Below are 18591 nucleotides of genomic sequence, written 5' to 3' on the forward strand. Positions count from 1 at the left end.
CTTTTTCCTGTGGCACAGTGCGGCCCGCGATGACAAGGCGACAGCAAGGTACTCTGATCCAGTGGGACGCCGCCAAAGGCTATGGCTTTATCGCGCCCGAAGCGGGCGGCCCCAAGCTCTTCGTGCATGCCAAGGCTTTCGGCCTGAGGCCGCACCGCCCCTTTGTGGGCGAGCGCCTGAGCTATGAGGCCGGGCAGGACGCCCAGGGCAAGCCGCGTGCCCAGGCCGTGCGCAGCCTGGAGCCGCGCCGCCCGGCCGAGCCGCCGCCCGCGGTGCAGCGCCGGGCCCGGCGCCAGGAGGCACTGCGCGGCAGCAGCCTCTGGCTGATCCCGGGCTTCGCCCTGCTGGTGCTGGTGGTGCATCTGGGTTTCGGCCTGCCGCACTGGCTGTGGGGCGGCTATCTGGCCATGAGCCTGGCCACCTTCATCGTCTATGCCGGCGACAAGCGCGCCGCGCGCTTGCAGCAGTGGCGGGTGTCCGAGGCTACCTTGCACGCCCTGGCTCTTGCCTGTGGCTGGCCCGGCGCCCTGCTGGCCCAGCAGCTGCTGCGCCACAAGAGCGCCAAGGCCTCGTTTCGCCGCCTGTTCTGGCTCAGCGTGATGCTCAATGTGCTGGGCTTTGTGCTGATCTTCACCCCGCTGGGCAGCAAGCTGCTCCACGCCTATGTGCTCTGAGATGAATGCCCCCGAGCTGCGGCTCCTGACCGCCGCCGATGTGCCCGCCGTGCTGGCCTTGCAGGCCCAGTGCTATGGCCCCGAGTTCCTGGAGGGGGCCCAGGCTTTTCGTGCCAAGCTGGAGGCCTCGGCCCCGCACCGCTGCAGCTGGATGGCCTGGCGCGGCAGCGAGCCCCTGGCCTATCTGGTGAGCCTGCCGGTGTGCGAGCAGAGCCTGCCGGCTCTGGACGCGCCGAGCGTGAGTCTGCCGGCTGTGCCGCAGCTGCTCTATCTGCATGATCTGGCGGTGGCCCCGGCCGGGCGTTCGCTGGGGCTTGGGCGGCGCCTGGTGGCCCAGGTGCTGGAGAGTGCTCAGGCCCTGGGACTGATACGGCTGGGGCTGGTGGCGGTGCAGGGATCTGTGCCCTATTGGCAGGCGCAAGGCTTTGCCGAGCCGGTGATGCTGGCCGCCGGGCTGGCGAAGAAGCTCGGAAGCTTCGGGGTCGAGGCGCGCTGGATGGAGCGCTCTTTGCAGGGCGCCGCGCGCGCTACTTGACCCGCTGCTTCTCCAGCTTGCGCGCCAGGGTGCGGCGGTGCATGCCCAGGCGGCGCGCGGCCTCGGAGATATTGAAGTCCACGGCCGCCAGGGTCTCGTGGATGTGCTCCCACTCCAGGGTCTTGATCGAGGTGGTGACCCGCCCCGTGACCTCCACCTCGGCGTCACCTTGCCCGCGCTCGAAGGCGGCTTCGATATCGTCGGTGTTGGCCGGTTTGGCCAGGTAGTGGCGCGCGCCCAGCTTGATGGCCTCCACCGCGGTGGCGATGCTGGCAGAGCCGGTCAGCACCACGATCTGCATCTCGTCGTCGAAGGTGTGCAGGGCCTGCACGCAACTCAGGCCCGAGGCGCCGCCGGCCAGTTTGAGATCCACCACGGCATGGCTGGGACTGTGCGTCTCGAGCAGCAGCTGCACTTCGGACAGCTGGCTGGCGCGCAGCACCTGGTAACCGCGGCGCTCGAAGGAGCGGGTGAGGGTGCGGGCGAAGGCCTCGTCGTCCTCCACGACCAGCAGCACTCGCTCGGCGTCAGGGTCAATCTCCATCTTGTACTTCCAAATTGCTTGCGGGGCTCAGGGCGGCCAGGGGCAGCTGCATCAGCACCTCGGCCCCGCCCTCGGGTCGGTTGCGAGGCACTATGCGTCCGCCCAGGGTGCGGGCCACATTGACCGAGAGAAACAGTCCGAGGCCGCCGCCGGGCTTGCCCTTGCTCGACTGGTAGGGCTTGCCAAAGCGTTCCAGCATTTCTTCGCTGAAGCCCGGCCCCTCGTCGCGCACCGAGATTTCCAGCAGGCCACGCGCCTCGTCGCAGCTGGCGATCAGGGTCAGGGGAGCGCCGGGGGCTGCCTCCAGGGCATTGTCCAGCACGTTGTCGATCATCTGCTTGAGCGCGGTGTCCGAGAAGATGGTGCGGTCGGCCAGGCTCTGGCGTTCGTAGTGGAAGTCCCCAACCGGCCGGGTGCGGCGCCAGTTGGCCACCAACCCGTCCAGGAAGGCGTGCAGCCGGGTCAGCTCCGGCGCTTCGGCACGGGTCTCGCCGGCCGACATCAGGATGCCGCTGACGATGTTCTTGCAGCGGCGCAGCTGCAGTTGCATCTCCTCGATCTCCTCGCGCAGCTCGGGGTCGCCGGCAAAGGGGGCCATATGGGCCCAATCGCCCAGGATGACCGACAGCGTGGCCAGGGGCGTGCCCAGCTCATGCGCCGCACCCGAGGCCAGCAGACCCATGCGCACGATGTGCTCTTCCTCGGCAGCACGCTGGCGCAGGCTGGCCAGGCGGGCATCCCGCTGGCGCAGATTGAGCACGATGCGCTGAATGAAGAAGACCAGCAGCGCGGCATTGAGCACAAAGCAGATCAGCAGGCCGCCGATGTAGTGGCTGGAGAGCTCGGTGCTCACACTGTCCGGGAAGAGCAGGGGGCGGTGCCACTGGGTCAGGGCGATGAAGGCCGAGGTGGTGGCCGCCACCATGGCCCAGATATAGCGCGGCTCCAGCAGCACGGCGCCCACGGCCACCTGCAGCAGGAAGAGGAAGATGAAGGGGTTGCTGATGCCGCCCGCGTAATAGAGTTGGCCGGCCAGCAGGCCCACATCCACCAGCAAGCCGGCAAAGAGCTCGGCCTGGCCGACCAGCTCGCCCCGCAGATTGCGGCTGCGCAGCCAGCACATGAGGTTGTAGAGCACCAGGGCCGCCAGCAGGCCCAGCATTTCGCGCAGCGGCAGCTGGATGTCCAGCACCCATTGCACCGTGGTGATGGTGGCGAGCTGACCGGCCGCGGCCAGCCAGCGCAGCTGCACCAGCTGCTGCAGATTGCTGCGCCCGGCCTGCCGGTCCGGCGTCTGCGCGTTGTCGGCACTGCGGGGCATGGCGGCGGGGGCGAGGCTCATTCGGGATGGCGGAGCTGCCGGCTCTGGCGCAGCAGGAAGAAGGCGGCACCCAAGGACATGGCCGCCAGCGCAAACCATGTCAGGGCGTAGCTGCGGTGATTGTTGCTGAAGCGCAGTACCGTGAGGCCGGGGTGCGGCCAGACCGAGGGTGGCTTCAGCACGGCATCGCCTGAGCTCGCCAGCTGGGCATAGGCCGAGCCCGGCGGCTCCGGCCAGACATCAATGAAGGAGGAGGCCACAGCGCTTGCCGGCAGCCCGGCCGCCTGCGACAGGGCCTGTACATCACGCGAGTACCAGCGCCCGGACTGCGCCTCGTTGCGCTGCAGCAGCCTGCCGCCGGGTTCGCTCAGACGCAGCAGGCCCTCGATGCGTTGCGGCCCTGCAGGGCGTTGGCGTTCGGTATCGCGGCGCGGCACGAAGCCGCGATTGACCCATATCCAATCACCGCCAGCACGGCGCAGGGGCGTCATCAGCCAGTAGCCGCTGCCCAGCACCGTGCTGGCGCCCACCAGCGTCTCGCGGGCGTGGTCGAACTCGCCCTCCAGCCAGACGCGCTGGTACTCCTGCGCAGCGCCATCGCGCGGATCAAGCAGCACCGGTGCCTGGGCCAAGCCCTGCTGCACGCGGGCGATCAGGGCCTGCTTCCACTCCAGGCGCTGCAGTTGCCAAAGACCCAGGGCCGTGAAGCCCAGGGCCGCCACAAGCAAAAGGGCCGCGCCCAGCAGCCCCACCCAGCGGGCGGGACCGCGAGAGCGCGGCCCATCAGGGGTTTGATCCTGCTTCACGACACCATATTGCTCATATCGTGCATCGGCATCATATTGGTGTTCATGTGATACATGACCCAGACCGTACCGGCCAGGATGATGCCCACGAAGACCACGGTGAAGATGAGCGAAAGCATGGACCAGCCGCTCTCCACCTTGGCGTTCATGTGCAGGAAGTAGACCATGTGGACCACGATCTGCACCGCGGCGAAGGCCAGGATGATCAGCTTGGTCATGTCAGCCGGCAGGACCTTGGCCATCACCAGCCAGAAGGGGATGACGGTCAGGATGACGGACAGCAGGAAGCCGATGAAGTAGCCCTTGTACGAGACGTGGTACTCGGCCAGCGGGTCCTCGTGGTGGCCATGATCGTCGTGGCCGTGGTGATCGTGCTTGTCGTGGTGTTGAGCGCCCATCACAGCACCCCCATCAGGTAAACAAAGGTGAACACGCCGATCCAGACCAGGTCCAGGAAGTGCCAGAACATGGACAGGCACATCAGGCGGCGCTTGTTGGCCACGGTCAGGCCCAGCTTGTTGACCTGCACCATCAGCACCACCAGCCAGATGATGCCGAAAGTCACGTGCAGGCCGTGGGTGGAGACCAGGGCAAAGAAGGACGAGAGGAAGGCGCTGCGCTGCCAGTCCGCGCCCTGATGGATCAGGTGCGAGAACTCATAGAGCTCGACGCCCACGAAGGCCGCACCCAGCACACCGGTGACGGCCAGCCAGCCCAGCACCAGCTTCTTGCTGCCCTGCTGCGCCCCGATCAGGGCGAAGCCGTAGGTGATCGACGAGAACAGCAGCAGCGCGGTGTTGATCGCGATCAGCTTCAGGTCGAACAGGTCGGCGCCCGAGGGGCCGGCCGCATAGCTCTTGCCCAGCACCGCGAAGGTGGCGAACAGGGCTGCGAAGATGAGCAGGTCGCTCATCAGGTAGATCCAGAAACCCAGCAGGGTGCCCTGCTGAGGGTGGTGGCTACCGTCGTCGTAGAAGCGGATCGTGCCGTCCGCGTTCAGGGTTTGCGTTGCTTGCATGGTTTGCTCGCCTCCTCAGGCCTGGCTCGGCAGGGCCGCCAGCTGTCGGGTGCGTTCGTCTTCGGTGCGCGTCACTTCATCGGCCTTGATGTAGTAGTCGCGGTTGTAGTTGAAGGTGTGCACGATGGACGCCACCACCAGCACCAGGAAGGTGATGCCACCGACCAGCCACATATGCCAGATCATGGCAAAGCCGAAGAGCGTGGCCAGGGCGGACAGCACGATGCCGGCGGCGGTGTTCTTGGGCATGTGGATGTCCACGAAGCCGCGGGTCGGACGCACCGCGCCACGCTTCTTCATGTCGGTCCAGGCGTCCAGGTCATGCACCACCGGGGTGAAGGCGAAGTTGTAAGCCGGCGGGGGCGAGGAGGTCGACCATTCCAGGGTGCGGCCATCCCAGGGGTCGCCGCTCACGTCGCGCAGCTGCTCGCGACGCATGAAGCTGACGACGAACTGGATCAGCATGGCCGCCACACCCACCGCGATCAGCACGGCGCCAAAGGCGGCGACCTGGAACCAGATCTGCAGCGAGGGGTCTTCGAAGTGGCTCATGCGACGGGTCACGCCCATCAGGCCCAGCACATACAGGGGCATAAAGGCGAAGTAGAAGCCGATCACCCAGAACCAGAAGGAGACCTTGCCCCAGAAGGGGTCGAGGCGGAAGCCGAAGGCCTTGGGGAACCAGAAGTAGATGCCGGCGAACAGACCGAACAGCACGCCGCCGATGATCACGTTGTGGAAGTGCGCGATCAGGAACAGGGAGTTGTGCAGCACGAAGTCTGCCGGGGGCACGGCCAGCAGCACGCCGGTCATGCCGCCGATCACGAAGGTGACCATGAAGGCGATGGTCCACATCATGGGCAGCTCGAACTGGATGCGGCCACGGTACATGGTGAACAGCCAGTTGAAGATCTTCGCCCCCGTGGGGATGGAGATGATCATGGTCGTGATGCCGAAGAAGGCATTCACGCTGGCTCCGGAGCCCATGGTGAAGAAGTGGTGCAGCCAGACGATGTAGGACAGGATGGTGATCACCACCGTCGCGTACACCATCGAGGCATAGCCGAACAGGCGCTTGCGGCAGAAGGTGGCCACCACCTCGGAGAAGATGCCGAAGGCGGGCAGGATCAGGATGTAGACCTCAGGGTGGCCCCAGATCCAGATCAGGTTCACGTAGAGCATGGCGTTGCCGCCCAGGTCTGCCGTGAAGAAGTTGGTGCCCAGATAGCGGTCCAGGGACAGCAGCACCAGCGTGGCGGTCAGCACGGGGAAGCTCACCACGATCAGGATGTTGGTGCACAGCGAGGTCCAGGTGAAGACGGGCATCTTCATCAGGGTCATGCCGGGCGCGCGCATCTTGATGATGGTCACGATCAAGTTGATGCCCGATAGCGTTGTCCCTACACCGGCCACCTGTAGCGCCCAGATGTAGTAGTCCACCCCCACCCCCGGACTCGCCAGGATGCCCGACAGCGGCGGGAAGGCCAGCCAGCCGGTGCGGGCGAATTCACCCACGAACAGCGAGGCCATGATCAGCACCGCGCCGCCAGCCGTCATCCAGAAGCTGAAGTTGTTCAGGAAGGGGAAGGCCACGTCGCGCGCGCCGATCTGCAGCGGCACGACGTAGTTCATGAAGCCGGTCACCAGGGGCATGGCCACGAAGAAGATCATGATCACGCCGTGGGCGGTGAAGATCTGGTCGTAGTGGTGCGGCGGCAGGAAGCCGGCCTGGTCGCCGAAGGCGATGGCCTGCTGGGCACGCATCATGATGGCGTCGGCAAAGCCGCGCAGCAGCATCACCAGGCCCAGCACGATGTACATGATGCCGATCTTCTTGTGGTCGATGCTGGTCAGCCAGTCACGCCACAGCGGGCCCCAGACCCGGTATTTGGTCATCAGGGCCAGCATCACGGTGCCGCCCAGCACCACCATGGCGAAAGTCGCCCAGATGATGGGGTCATGAGGAATCGCGTTCCAGCCTAGGCGGCCGAGCACGAGATGGTTTTGTTCTTGCATGGCAATTACTCGAAATCTCGGAGGGGCCGTGTCAACGCAGCTTCAGCTGCGACTGAGCCGCGGCACGCGGCGCGTAGTCACCGGCGTTTTCGGGGGTGCACAGGGCGGACACATAGGTACGCTCCAGATCGTCATTGCCCCAGGGCTTGCTGGCCAGGCCCGCGATGGCGCCCTTGCCGCCGCCGCCGGAGGCGTCGATGGCCATCATCATCGCCATGCACATCTTGCTGCCGTCCACACAGCGGTTGACGATGGCGTCGTACAGGCCGTTGCTCACGCTGGCATAGCGACGAATCGGTTCCTTGGCGCTGGGCTTTTCCAGCTCCAGATAGCCTTCGCGGGTCAGTTCGCTGCCCTCGGCCTTGTTGCGGGCCACCCAGGCCTCGAAGTCAGCGTTGGACAGGCCGTGGAACTTGAAGCGCATGTGCGAGAAGCCATCGCCGCTGAAGTTCGAGGAGAAGCCGTCGTAGACACCAGCCTTGTTGATCACCGCATGCAGCTTGGTTTCCATGCCGGGCATCGCGTAGATCATGCCGGCCAGGGCCGGCACGTAGAAAGCGTTCATCACCGTGGAGGAGGTCAGCTTGAACTGGATCGGGCGGTCCACCGGGGCGGCCAGCTCGTTGACGGTGGCAATGCCCTGCTCGGGGTAGAGGAACAGCCACTTCCAGTCCAGGGCCACGACTTCGACCACCAGCGGTGCCACGTCCTGAGGCACGGGGCGGTTTTCGTCGATGCGGTCCAGCGGACGGTAGGGATCGAGCTTGTGGGTGCTGATCCAGGTGATGGCGCCCAGAGCGATGATGATCAGCAGCGGTGCGCCCCAGATCACCAGCTCTAGCCGGGTGGAGTGATCCCAGTCCGGCTCGTAGGTGGCAGACTTGTTCGAGGCACGATAGCGCCATGCGAACAGCAGGGTCAGGAAGATCACCGGTACGATGATCAGCAACATCAGCACCGTGGAGGTGACGATGAGATCGGCTTGCTGCGAGGCGATATCGCCGGAGGGCTTCATCACCACCAGATCGCAGGCCGCCAGAGGCAGAGCTGCCAGCAGCAGGCCAAGGCGGGTCAGAAGGCGCTTGAGTAGAGGATTGGACGTCATCGGGTTAACCAGACCGGCGGGAAAACGCTAGTTGCGTGTCGTGCGCGAATGTATCCTGATTGACACAGGTCAACGATTGGACATTTTGTCCCAGGTAGGAGCCATGAACAGCACCACCACCCTCAATGCCCCCCAGTCGCCCCAGGGTCGTTCGGCGAAAGCGGACGCGTTGGCCCCCGGGGACATCGCCGTGGGCGTGATCATCGGTCGCGCTTCCGACTACTTCGATTTCTTCGTCTACGGCATCGCCTCCGTGCTGGTCTTCCCGGCAGTGTTCTTCCCGCACATGCCGCGGCTGGAGGGCATGCTGCATGCCTTTGCCCTGCTGTCCCTGGCCTTCATCGTGCGCCCCTTGGGCACCCTGGTGGGCATGGAAATCCAGCGTCGCTACGGACGCAGCTTCAAGATGACGGCAGCGCTCTTCCTGCTCGGCACCTCCACCGCCGGCATGGCGCTGCTGCCCAGCTACCAGACGGCCGGTGCCATGGCCATCTTGCTGCTGGCCCTGTGCCGGGTCGGCCAGGGCCTGGCCCAGGGCGGTTCCTGGGACGGCCTGCCGTCCTTGCTGGCGCTGAATGCACCGGCCCGGCGGCGCGGCTGGTACGCCATGCTGGGTCAGCTTGGCGCCCCCCTGGGCTTTCTCGTGGCGGCCGGTCTGTTTGCCTATCTCTGGACCCATCTCTCGTCCAATGACTTCCTGGAGTGGGGCTGGCGCTACCCCTTCTTTGCGGCTTTCGCCATCAATGTGGTGGCTCTTTTCGCCCGGCTGCGTCTGGTGGTCACGCATGAGTACGAGCGCGAGCTGGGCGAACGCGAGCTGGAGCCCTGCGATCTGGAGGATCTGATCCGCGAGAAGGGCAGCACGGTGGTGATTGGTGCCTTTGCGGCTCTGGCCAGCTATGCGCTGTTCCACATCGTCACGGTCTTCCCCCTGTCCTGGGTCATGCTGATGGGCAGCCAGGATGTGGGCGCCTTCCTGGGCATGCAGATCCTGGGCGCCTGCCTCGCGGCCGCGGCCATGCCCCTGTCGGGCCTGCTGGCTGACCGCATCGGACGGCGCAATACCCTGGGTAGCCTGGCTGTGGCCATTGGCCTGTTCAGCCTGGCCACACCCTGGCTGCTGGATGGCGGGACCCGTGGTCAGGACCTTTTCATCCTCTTCGGCTTTGTGTTGCTGGGCCTGTCCTACGGCCAGGCGGCCGGGGCGGTGACATCCAACTTCCCGCCCCGCCTGCGCTACACCGGTGCCGCGCTCACCGCCGATCTGGCCTGGTTGGTGGGGGCCGCCTTCGCGCCCCTGGTGGCCCTGGGTCTGTCGGCCCGTTATGGCCTGGTGGCGGTGACGCTCTATCTGCTCTCGGCTGCGGCCTGCACCCTGCTGGCCCTGCGCGTCAACAAGGCCCTCGCCCAGCGCGACTGAGCGGGCTTGCAGCCTCCTACAGCGGCCCTGCGGGGCCGCTTTTCATTCCGTTTCGCATGCTCTTGCGCGTACCTATTGGCCGCCGGGAAGGGCGCCGAAGCGAAAGCTGGACACGGTGACCCCACCCATGAAGTCCGGCTCGTGGTAGACCCGCGATCCGGCCTCCTGTTCGGCGGCGCCCACGGCCACCATCAAGGGGAGCAAATGATCCTCCCGGGGGTGGGCCAGACGGGCCGCCGGGGCGTCGCTCCAGCGCAACAAGGCTCGGCGACGCCCCTCGGGAGTTTCCCGCAGCAGGGCGTGCTGCAGCCAGGCGTCGAACTGTCCCGAGGCCGTGTGGGCGGCCGGTCCGAAGGCGCGCAGATTGTGGTAACTCAGGCCGCTGCCGATGATCAGCACGCCTTCGTGGCGCAAGGGCGCCAGCGCGCGCCCCAGGGCCAGGTGTTGCGCCGGGTCGTAGTCCTGTTGCAGCGATAGCTGGACCAGGGGCACATCCGCCTCGGGGTACATGGGAAACATGGTGGTGAAGGCGCCGTGATCGAAGCCCCGCTTGCTGTTCAGGGCCGCAGGCAGACCGGCTGCCTCCAGCCGCTGCGCCACCGCGCGGGCCAGGGCCGGCTCACCGGGTGCCGGGTAGCGGATCTGGTAGGTGTGGGCGGGAAAACCGCCGTAGTCATAGACCATGCCCGGGTTCTCGGCCGCCATCAGCTCGAAGCGCTCCGCCTCCCAATGGCCCGAGATCATCAGCACGGCGCGGGGGGCTTGCCCCAGCTCCAGCGGAATCTGGCGCAGCGAGGCCTCCAGCTGCCCGAAATGCTGGCGAAACGGGCCGTCCATATAGGGCCAGGGGCCACCGCCATGGGAGAGAAAGTAGGTGGGCAAAGGCTGGGTGCGGGGCATGGCGGCTCCAGGGGAGGCTGTGGTGCCCAGTCTGCCTGCCCCCGTGGCTGTGGGGCGTGATGCCTGTTGAGTGCAGCATTCAAAAAACCTGAGTGCCGCTGGGTTTGGGCCCGCTCGCCGTTGCGTGCAGGCCTCAGGGTGCCATGTCTTGCGCGAAAAAGATCACGGCGCCCGGCATTCGATGGCGGTATGCCGGCTTTGTGACGAGCTGTCACAAGGGCGTGATCTGCGCTTCATAGCATGGGCGCCTCTGGTCTTTCTGGGCCTTCCATGCCTGAGCTTGCTGCCCCTGCCACCTACCTGAGCGACTGCCGCCCCAGCTTCCACCCGCCCTGCGCGGGGGATCTGTGCCGGGCCGTGCCGGCCGTCAACACCGAGCACAACAACGAGCAGGTCATGGAGCTCTTTGGCCGACATCGCGATCTGATCAGCCTGCCTGTGGTCGAGAACGGGCAGCCCATCGGCCTGATCAACCGCAACATCTTCCTCTCCCAGATGAGCCGGCCTTTCCACCGGGAGATCTACGACCGCAAGAGCTGCATCGCCTTCATGGACAAGGAGCCGCTGGTGGTGGAGGCCGATCTGCCGATCGAGCCCTTGACCCAGCGCGCCGTCAGCCACGGCGAGAAGGCCCTGAGCGACGGCTTCATCATCACCCGCGAGGGGCAGTTCCTGGGGGTGGGCCACGGCCTGCCCCTGATGCGCGTGGTGGCGCAGATGCAGGAGTCCCGGCACCGCCAGATCATGCACAGCATCGAGTACGCCAGCGTCATCCAGCGCTCCATGCTGCGCACCTCGCGCGAGGCCCTGGCCCGCACCGGGCTGGATGCCGATCTGGTGTGGGAGCCCCGCGATGTGGTGGGCGGCGACTTCTACCAGTTCAGCGACACCGCGGAGGGCTGGCTGGCCACGGTGGCCGACTGCACCGGGCATGGTGTGCCCGGCGCCTTCATGACCCTGATCGCCTCCATCAGCCTGAGCCAGGCCATCCAGCAGCACGGGCCGCGAGATCCGGCCCATCTGCTGGGTGGCCTGAATCGCAGCATCAAGCAGATGCTGGGTCAGCTGGACGGCCAGGACCAGACCGCGGCCTCGGATGACGGGCTGGACGCGGCCTGCTTCTGGTACGAACGCTCGCGCCGCAGCCTGCGCTTTGCCGGCGCCAAGACCTCGCTCTTCGTGCTGCATCCCGGCCAGGCCGGTGTGGAGATGGTGGACGGCGAGCGCCAGGGCGTGGGCTATGTGAACACGCCCATTGACCATGTCTGGCACAACCGCGAGGTGCCCCTGCAAGCGGGCAGCCTGGTCTTCGTGGCCACGGACGGCCTGATCGACCAGATCGGCGGCCCCAAGGCCATTGCCTTTGGCAAACGCCGCGTGCGCGAGCTGCTGCTGGCCCAGCGCGAGCGCAGCGCCGCCGAGATCAACCGCGCCATGCAGGCCGCACTGCATGAGTGGCAGGGCAGCCAGCATCACCGCCGCGACGACCTCACCTTTTTCTGTTTCCGAGTTCAGGAGTCTGTCTGACCATGTCCGCCGCCAGCGCCGCAGCCCCCATCGTGCAGGAGTATGGAAGCTTCTTCGAGATGGCCCGCAAGCACCGCGTGATCTTCTACTACGTGGGCTATTTCTCGCAGAACATCATTGCCGCCATGGCCGAGGCGGTGCGCCTGCAGCTGGAGGTCAGCGGTGTGGATGCACCGACCCGGCGCAAGCTGTTCTCTTCGTTTGTGGAGATGTCGCAGAACATCGTGCACTACTCGGCCGATGCGCTGACACCTGGTGATCAGATGGAGCGCGAGCTGCGCCACGGCTCGGTCTGCATCACCGAGCATGAGGGCCGCTACCTGCTGCTGTGCGCCAACCCGGTGGAGTCCGGCGTGGCCGAGGGCCTGCGCGACAAGCTGCAGCGCCTGTGCAGCATGACTCTGGAGGAAATCAAGAAGGCCTACCGCGAGAGCCTGCGCGCCGAGACGCCCGAGGGCAGCAAGGGTGCCGGCATGGGCCTGCTGACCATGGCACGCGACGCCAGCGAGCCCTTGGAGTTTTCGCTGCAGCCCCTGCTGGACCAGCCCGGCACGGCCGTTTTCCAGCTCAAGGCCACCGTCTGAGCGGCGCCCCCACAACCGTATCCAGAGAGATTCCAGGCATGGAGAACCGTCTTTACATCGCCGCCAGCCCCAGCACCCCCGAGGTGGATTTCCGCTTCGACGAGGGGCTGCTGAGCCTGCGCGGGGAGTCCTATCCAGAAAATGCCGCCGCCTTCTACGGCGACATCCTGCGTCAGCTGCGCGCCTATCTGGCCGGCGAGAGCGCCAGCACCCTGCAGGTGCATATCGCCCTGGCCTATTTCAACAGCTCCAGCACCAAGATGCTGTTCAACCTCATTGAGGCCCTGGCCGAGGCGGTGGAGCAGGGCGCACGGCGCGTGGTGCTGCACTGGCTGTATGAGGAGGACGACGACACCATCCTCGAGTTTGGCCGGGAGTTGGCCGATGACTTCCCGGCCATTGAGTTCGTGCTGCAGCCGGTGGGGGTGGTGTGAACGAGAGTCCCGTACTCGCGCGCGGCGGCGTCCCGGGCATCGTCGTGCCGCCAAGCTCCGGCCACGACCTCTTCGAGTACGAAGCCCTGGCGGTGAGCGCCGCGCGTGCGGCCTATGCGGACGCCAATGCCTGGCATCACCAGGCGCTGGGCGAGTTGATCCTGGCCTACGAGCGCCTGTTGCGCGAGACCCGGCGTCTGGTGCGGCGCAGCGACCGCGAAGAGCTGGAGATGAATCGTCTCAACCAGCGCCTGCACGAGCTGGCCCAGGAGCTGCAATACCGCGCCACCCATGATGCCCTGACCGGCGTGCTCAACCGTGCGGCCGTGATCGAGCGCGCCCGGCACCATCTGGAGCGCGAGGGCCTGGCCCTGATCGTGCTGGACATCGACCATTTCAAGCGCGTGAACGACAGCTTCGGCCATCCCGTGGGCGATGGGGTGATACGCGCCGTGGCCGACTGCCTGCGCAGCGAGGTGCCAGCGGGCGCCGAGGTCGGGCGGGTCGGGGGTGAGGAGTTCACCGTGCTGCTGCCGGGGCGCGATCTGGCCGCGGCCGCCGCGCTGGCCGAGTGTCTGCGCCGGCGCGTGGCCGGGCACGACTTTGCCCTGCCTGATGGGCAGCCCGTCACCGCCAGCTTTGGCGTCAGCAGCCTGGCCCAGGGCCATGGTTTCGATCAGGCCTATGGGCTGGCCGACGCGGCGCTCTACGAGGCCAAGCGCGCCGGCCGCAACCGCGTGGCCTGTGCCCCTGGCTGAGCGCCACTGAACTCCGCTGAGCGGCTCAGCGGCCGGCCAGCTGGCTGAAGTCCGCAGCCCAGCTGCCCAGCGTGCGCTGGGCCTGCTCGCGCTGGGCCACCGTGGTGGCCCGGTGCAGGCGCGCAAAGCTGGCGCAGCCCTCGCGCTGCACGGCCTGCAGATAGCGCTGCTGGGCCGCATCCGACGGCGCCCCCCGCAGCGTCTGTTCCAGAAACTGCTGCAGGGCCCGTGCGGCCTGTTCGGGCGGTAGAGGCTGCAGCCGCTGGCGGCGCAGCAGCTGCAGGAATTCCTGCTGACGCTGCAGCCGGGCCTGGTAGCTGCGCTGGGCGTCAAAGCTGAGCGCCTGGTCCAGCCCCTCGCGCCGGGCCCGGCGCTGCGGCTCGTCCAGGCGCCCATAAAGCATCTCGGCGCGCTCCACAGCCTTGCGCCAGCGCTGCTCGCGGCGGCGTTCCGGCGTGCCGTCCAGCCATTCGGCTTTCCACTTCTCGTTGGCCACGCGCTGCTTGCGCTCCAGGTGCAAGAGCTGTTCCTCCCCGAGTTCGCTGGTCAGCCAGAGCAGGGCCCAGTTGCCGGGGTCCAGCAGGGGCGGCTCCACCACCGCCCGCAGCTGCTCCAGCTCACGGCAGAGCTGGTCGGCGGGGATGTCGGGCTGGGCCAGCAGGGGCTGCAGGCGGCGCAGCTCCTGGGCGTAGCGCGGCAGCTGGGTGCGGCGGTGCCAGTCCATGAAATGCGCCAGACTTTCTCGCACCCGTGGCGCCTGCTCGCTGCTGAAGTCCAGATAGCTGTCCAGCCGCCAATACAGCAGGGTATCCGCCTGCCCGTAGGCCAGGCGCAAGGTGCTGGTCGCGCAGCCGCCCAGCCACAGCATCAGGGCGGCCAGCAGCGCGAGCAGGCCCAGGCGTGCGGGGCGGGCTGGAGCTGGCGTTTTCATGGCAGGAGGCAGGATCGATCGCACCGAGGTCGTTGCCGCAACCCTAGCAGAAGCGCGCCCGTCCTGCTGAACCTGCGCCCAGGCGTCTTACTGGGCCACGCGGTTGCGGCCCTGCTGCTTGGCCCGGTAGAGGGCCGCATCGGCCTGGGCCAGCAGCCGCTGCGCATCCTCCTCGGCGCTGGGCACGCAGCTGGCCAGGCCCAGGCTCACGGTCACGACATTGCCCACCGGGCTGTCGGGATGGGGCAGGGCCAGGGCCTCGCAGCTGCTGCGAATATGCTCCGCCACGGCCAGCGCCGCGATGGCGTCGGTGCCCGGCAGCAGCACCACGAACTCCTCGCCGCCGTAGCGTGCGGCCAGATCGCCTGCCCGTCCTGCTGCGCTGGCAATGACGGTCGCCACCCGGCTCAGGCAGAGATCACCGGCCTGATGGCCCAGCAGATCGTTGTAGCGCTTGAAACCGTCCACATCGGCCAGCACCAGGGCCAGGGCCTGGCCACTGCGTCGGGCGCGGCGCCACTCATCCTCAAAGGCCTCATCGAAGCGCCGCCGGTTGGCCAGCCCGGTCAGTGAGTCGGCAAAGGAGAGCCGGGAGAGATGTTCATTGGCCTGGCGCAGTTCCTCGGTGCGCTGCGCCACCAGGCGCTCCATCTCCGCCTGGCGCGCCTGCAGGCTGCGGGTTCTCAGCCTCACCAGGGCCGCCATGCCACCCAGGGTCGCCAGCAGGACCAGGGCCAGGAACCAGGGCGTCTGCCAGACCTGGGGCTGCACCTTGATCGGCAGCGGGGGATCCAGCTCACGCCAGTGCAGCCCGCCGTCCCCGCTGACCGCCAGCTCCAGCCGGTAGTCGCCGTGGGGCAGGGTGGCAAAGCTCAGCTCACGCACATTGCCCAGGTCCACCCATTCGCCGCGGCCCAGGCCCTGCATGCGATAGCGCAGGCGCAGGCGCTCGGCATAGAGCAGGGTATCGGCCGAGAAGCTCAGCCGCAGCGGCACCGGGCCCGGTGGCAGTTCCAGGGTGTGCCCCGGGTTCAGTGCCTGCCACTGAGACTGCAGCCAGGCGCCGGTGAGGCGCAGCTGCGGCGCACCGGCCCCGCCGGGCAGACGCGCCGGATCCACGATGAGCAGGCCGCTGGCCGAGGGCAGCCAGAGCCGTCCCTGGGCATCGCGAGCGCCTGCGCCTTGCAGACCTCCGGCAAAGGTGGTGCTGCGCAGCGCATCGCCGGGGCCAAAGCCCAGGGACTGCACGCGCTTGATGCGACCCTCCGCCAGTGCGTCCAGCTCGGCCCGGGCCACGCGGAAGAAGCCGCGATTGCAGCTCATCCAGAGCTGGCCCTGATCGTCTTGCAGAATCACCTGGATCAGCCCGTCCCAGAGCCCGTCGCGGCTGCGTATGCTGGCCAGTCTGCCCTCGGGGCTGAGGCGGTTCAGTCCCTCGCCATTGGTCCCTATCCAGAGCGTGCCCCGCTCGTCCTCGTGCAAGGCCATGATCCAGTCGGACAGCAGGCCCTCGGCCTGGCTCAGACGGCTGAAGCGGCCGTCGCGGTCCAGGCGCAGCAGACCTTGGCCCGTGGTGCCGAACCACAGTCGCCCCTGCCGGTCCTCCAGCATGGCGGTGATGCCCTCCTGCGGCAGGTTAGCGTCTTGCACCGGCTGGGGGAGTTTTGCCTCGGGATCCAGGCGGGACAGGCCGCCGCGCGTGCCTATCCAGAGCCGACCGGCACGATCCTGCAGCAGGGAGCGGATCTCATGATTGGGCAGGCCTTCCCCCGTGCTGTAGCTGGCCAGCAGGCGCTGGCCATCGGCGCTCAGATGCATCAAGCCGTGGGTGTAGCTGCCCACCCAGAGCGTGCCGTCGCGCTTGTCCTCCATCAGGGTGGAGATTTCGTCGCTGAGCAGAGGGCCGCCGCGTTCCTGGCGCAGCAGGGTGTGGATCTGGGCCTTGCGATGGTCCAGCAGGCTCAGGCCGCCGCCGGCCGTGGCCACCCAGGTTCGAGCGCCGTCGCGGCTGTGCAGCACGGCGCGCGTGTTGTCATAGGCCAGGCCCTCGGGCGCGCCGAAGACCGTGAAGGCGCGGTTGCGCAGGCGGTTGAGTCCGCCGACCCAGGTGCCGACCCAGACGCTGCCCTCGCGGTCCGTCTGCAGGCTCCAGATCTGGCTGCCGGCCAAGCCCTGGGCGCTGCTCAGCGCGGGGCTGAAGCGCGGCGCCGCAGCGCCGGGTTCGGGCAGCGCCTCCAGCCGGCTCACGCCCGCGCCCCAGCTGCCTATCCACAACCGTCCCTGAGCATCCAGGGCCAGGGCTGTCAGATGGTCGGAGGGCAGGCCGTCGGCCGTGGTGTAGGTCTGAATGCTGAACCGCGGCGCTTCGCCCGTGCTCTGGTCCATCTGGCGCTGTACATGAACCAAGCCGGCCCCCGCCGTGGCGGCCCAGACACCGCGACCGCGCGGGTCCGCGATCACATGGCGCACCTGCAGATGGGGGAAGCCCCCCTGGTCGGGCTTGAGGGTGTGGAATCGGCCGGATACCGGCTCGCGCACGATCAGGCCGCCGCCGGAGCTGCCTATCCACAACCAGCCCTGGGCATCCAGCGCCAGGCTGCGCAGGCGCTTGGTGGGCAGGCCCTCGGCCTCCTGATAGCGGGTCCAGCCCGCCTTGCCCTGCGCGCTGGCGTCGCGCTTGAGCAAGCCGTTCTCGCCGGCCGCCCAGATCGTGCCGTCCGGTGCCTCGGCGAAGGCCCAGACACGGCGGTTGCCGCTCTGCGCCACCGTGATCGCGGTCTCGAAACGTCCGTCGCGGTAAAGGGAGGCCCCGCGGGTGTGGCCGATCCACAGTCCGCCCTGGCGGTCCTGCATGAAGCCGAAGACCGGTTCGGACGACAGGGCCGGCGCCTGTTCCTCGTCAAAGGTGTGGAAGCGCAGGCCGTCAAATCGAGCCAGACCACCCGCCGTGCCCACCCAGAGCTGGCCGTCGCGCGTTTGCAGCAAGGCCTGCACGGTATTCAGGGGCAGGCCTTGCTCGGTCTGCCAGAGGTCCAGCTTGTACTGGCTCAGGGCCGCGGTGGGCGAGGCCAGGGCGGCATAGCCGGCCGGCATCACCGCTGCGGACTCGAAAGGGGTAGCGGCGCTGCGCGGGGCGGCTGCGCCCTGGGCCGGCGCCTGGGCCTGCACGCTGGCCCCAAGAGCCATCAGCATCAGAAGCAGCCAGAGCCACGAGCCCAGGCCCGGTATGGACGCAAGCAGGGCGGAACGGACGGCGGAAGGGGCTAAGGCAGAACTGCGGCGTGGCACCCGGCAAGGGTACACGAGCTCTACCGGCTTCCCGCCCCGGCTGTGCGCTGTGGCGTGGACTGGGTCACGCGCCGCGAGGCCTAGCGTTGCTGGGGCGGCAGGGCAAAGCAGTAGAACAGCCCGCCGCTGCCCAGCTCGGCCAGCCGGGCCGGGCTGCAGCCGCGGCTGCGGTGGGCCGAGTTCCAGGAGCCGGCCCAGGGCTCGGCGATGGCGCTCACCCGGTCATGGTGGCCCACCAGGGCACCGTGGCTGCTGCCATCCTCGGCCAGGTCCGCGGTGCTGCGCCAGCCGCGGCAGCTCATGTCCGCGTCCAGCGGGGAGGGCGCCGTGCCATCCGGCCGGCTGCCGGTGAGGATGTCGTGCAGCCGGCCCGGGATGGGCTCGCCGCGCTCGCTCAGCGCGCTCTGGCGATTGATGCCGGCGAATCCCGGCGCATGCAGCTCGTCCACCGTGCGGGCGATCAGCTGGCCCTGGGCGTTGTGCCAGGGCCCGGGGCCGATGCGCTCGCGCGCATGCACGGCCGGCTCGCCCTGCAGATTCTTCAGATTGGAGGCCTGGCTGAGATAGGCCCGCCAGCGCAGTGCACCGGCGCCGGCTGCCGTGGCCAGGGCCTGGCAATGCGCGTCCGCGCCCTCCAGCCCGCCCAGATCGCCGCCGCGGCCGGGGCTCACGCTGGTGACGAAGAAGCTCATCATGGGCGGCGTCGGGGAAGCACAGCCAGACAAGATAC

General features: G+C 67.7%; 18 protein-coding genes and 1 pseudogene. 7 read left to right on the forward strand and 12 right to left on the reverse strand.

Going from position 1 to position 18591, the window contains the following annotated elements; genetic code table 11:
- The first annotated feature begins 29 nt into the window (after positions 1-29).
- Positions 30-674 carry a DUF1294 domain-containing protein gene (locus ACK5F2_RS10690; protein ID WP_409864570.1) on the forward strand — a complete coding sequence of 215 codons (645 nt, stop codon included), beginning with the start codon at positions 30-32 and terminating at the stop codon, positions 672-674.
- Position 675: 1 nt separating this feature from the next.
- Positions 676-1209: a GNAT family N-acetyltransferase gene (locus ACK5F2_RS10695; RefSeq protein ID WP_409864571.1), complete on the forward strand. Its 534-nt coding sequence runs from the start codon at positions 676-678 to the stop codon at positions 1207-1209.
- Here ACK5F2_RS10695 and ACK5F2_RS10700 read toward each other — a convergent pair.
- The 8 genes and pseudogenes from ACK5F2_RS10700 to cyoA all read right to left on the reverse strand — a co-directional run bounded on the left by ACK5F2_RS10700 (position 1202) and on the right by cyoA (position 8019).
- Positions 1202-1366 carry a helix-turn-helix domain-containing protein gene (locus ACK5F2_RS10700; RefSeq protein ID WP_409864592.1) on the reverse strand — a complete coding sequence of 55 codons (165 nt, stop codon included), beginning with the start codon at positions 1364-1366 and terminating at the stop codon, positions 1202-1204. The genes ACK5F2_RS10695 and ACK5F2_RS10700 overlap by 8 nt on opposite strands.
- Positions 1367-1450: 84 nt before the next feature.
- Positions 1451-1753: pseudogene (locus tag ACK5F2_RS10705) on the reverse strand (response regulator); the annotation flags it as partial.
- Complete coding sequence (locus ACK5F2_RS10710) at positions 1743-3074, reverse strand: ATP-binding protein (protein ID WP_409864572.1); 1332 nt, start codon at positions 3072-3074, stop codon at positions 1743-1745. The gene ACK5F2_RS10710 and the pseudogene ACK5F2_RS10705, both read right to left, overlap by 11 nt.
- A 17-nt stretch (positions 3075-3091) precedes the next feature.
- The gene (locus ACK5F2_RS10715; protein ID WP_409864573.1) at positions 3092-3880 is read right to left on the reverse strand and encodes an SURF1 family protein; all 789 of its coding nucleotides are present in this window, start codon (positions 3878-3880) and stop codon (positions 3092-3094) included.
- Positions 3877-4278 (reverse strand): cytochrome o ubiquinol oxidase subunit IV, encoded by a 402-nt coding sequence (gene cyoD, locus ACK5F2_RS10720; RefSeq protein ID WP_133602792.1) that lies wholly within the window; start codon positions 4276-4278, stop codon positions 3877-3879. The genes ACK5F2_RS10715 and cyoD overlap by 4 nt, the downstream gene beginning before the upstream one ends.
- Positions 4278-4898 (reverse strand): cytochrome o ubiquinol oxidase subunit III, encoded by a 621-nt coding sequence (gene cyoC, locus ACK5F2_RS10725; protein ID WP_409864574.1) that lies wholly within the window; start codon positions 4896-4898, stop codon positions 4278-4280. The genes cyoD and cyoC overlap by 1 nt, the downstream gene beginning before the upstream one ends.
- A 15-nt stretch (positions 4899-4913) precedes the next feature.
- Positions 4914-6914, reverse strand: coding sequence for a cytochrome o ubiquinol oxidase subunit I (gene cyoB / locus ACK5F2_RS10730; RefSeq protein WP_409864575.1), 2001 nt, complete (start codon positions 6912-6914; stop codon positions 4914-4916).
- Between the two features lie 31 nt (positions 6915-6945).
- The gene (gene cyoA, locus ACK5F2_RS10735; protein WP_409864577.1) at positions 6946-8019 is read right to left on the reverse strand and encodes a ubiquinol oxidase subunit II; all 1074 of its coding nucleotides are present in this window, start codon (positions 8017-8019) and stop codon (positions 6946-6948) included.
- A gap of 103 nt (positions 8020-8122) precedes the next feature.
- On the opposite strand from cyoA, the gene ACK5F2_RS10740 reads away from it, so the two are divergent.
- Positions 8123-9439, forward strand: coding sequence for an MFS transporter (locus ACK5F2_RS10740; protein ID WP_409864578.1), 1317 nt, complete (start codon positions 8123-8125; stop codon positions 9437-9439).
- Positions 9440-9511: 72 nt separating this feature from the next.
- Here ACK5F2_RS10740 and ACK5F2_RS10745 read toward each other — a convergent pair whose 3' ends face one another.
- Positions 9512-10339, reverse strand: coding sequence for a DODA-type extradiol aromatic ring-opening family dioxygenase (locus ACK5F2_RS10745; protein ID WP_409864579.1), 828 nt, complete (start codon positions 10337-10339; stop codon positions 9512-9514).
- Between the two features lie 270 nt (positions 10340-10609).
- Between ACK5F2_RS10745 and ACK5F2_RS10750 the strand changes: the two genes are divergently transcribed.
- The 4 genes from ACK5F2_RS10750 to ACK5F2_RS10765 are packed head-to-tail and all read left to right on the forward strand — an operon-like array spanning position 10610 to position 13642.
- A complete protein-coding gene (locus tag ACK5F2_RS10750; RefSeq protein ID WP_409864580.1) occupies positions 10610-11866 on the forward strand; it encodes a SpoIIE family protein phosphatase in 1257 nt (418 codons plus the stop codon).
- A 2-nt stretch (positions 11867-11868) separates the two neighbouring features.
- Entirely contained in the window at positions 11869-12450 is a 582-nt protein-coding gene (locus tag ACK5F2_RS10755; protein WP_409864581.1) for a SiaB family protein kinase, read from the forward strand.
- A gap of 38 nt (positions 12451-12488) precedes the next feature.
- The gene (locus ACK5F2_RS10760) at positions 12489-12884 is read left to right on the forward strand and encodes a DUF1987 domain-containing protein (RefSeq protein WP_409864582.1); all 396 of its coding nucleotides are present in this window, start codon (positions 12489-12491) and stop codon (positions 12882-12884) included.
- A 44-nt stretch (positions 12885-12928) separates the two neighbouring features.
- Complete coding sequence (locus ACK5F2_RS10765) at positions 12929-13642, forward strand: GGDEF domain-containing protein (protein ID WP_409864594.1); 714 nt, start codon at positions 12929-12931, stop codon at positions 13640-13642.
- Positions 13643-13667: 25 nt separating this feature from the next.
- Here ACK5F2_RS10765 and ACK5F2_RS10770 read toward each other — a convergent pair whose 3' ends face one another.
- The 3 genes from ACK5F2_RS10770 to ACK5F2_RS10780 form a co-directional block, all read right to left on the reverse strand.
- Positions 13668-14573: a DUF6279 family lipoprotein gene (locus ACK5F2_RS10770; RefSeq protein ID WP_409864583.1), complete on the reverse strand. Its 906-nt coding sequence runs from the start codon at positions 14571-14573 to the stop codon at positions 13668-13670.
- An 87-nt stretch (positions 14574-14660) separates the two neighbouring features.
- The gene (locus ACK5F2_RS10775; protein WP_409864584.1) at positions 14661-17765 is read right to left on the reverse strand and encodes a two-component regulator propeller domain-containing protein; all 3105 of its coding nucleotides are present in this window, start codon (positions 17763-17765) and stop codon (positions 14661-14663) included.
- Between the two features lie 176 nt (positions 17766-17941).
- Positions 17942-18591 (reverse strand): hypothetical protein (locus ACK5F2_RS10780; RefSeq protein WP_409864585.1); only part of this gene is annotated, 650 nt, incomplete at its 5' end.

Source organism: Roseateles sp. (genome assembly GCF_046300915.1).
In the GTDB taxonomy this organism is placed as follows: Bacteria; Pseudomonadota; Gammaproteobacteria; order Burkholderiales; family Burkholderiaceae_C; genus Kinneretia.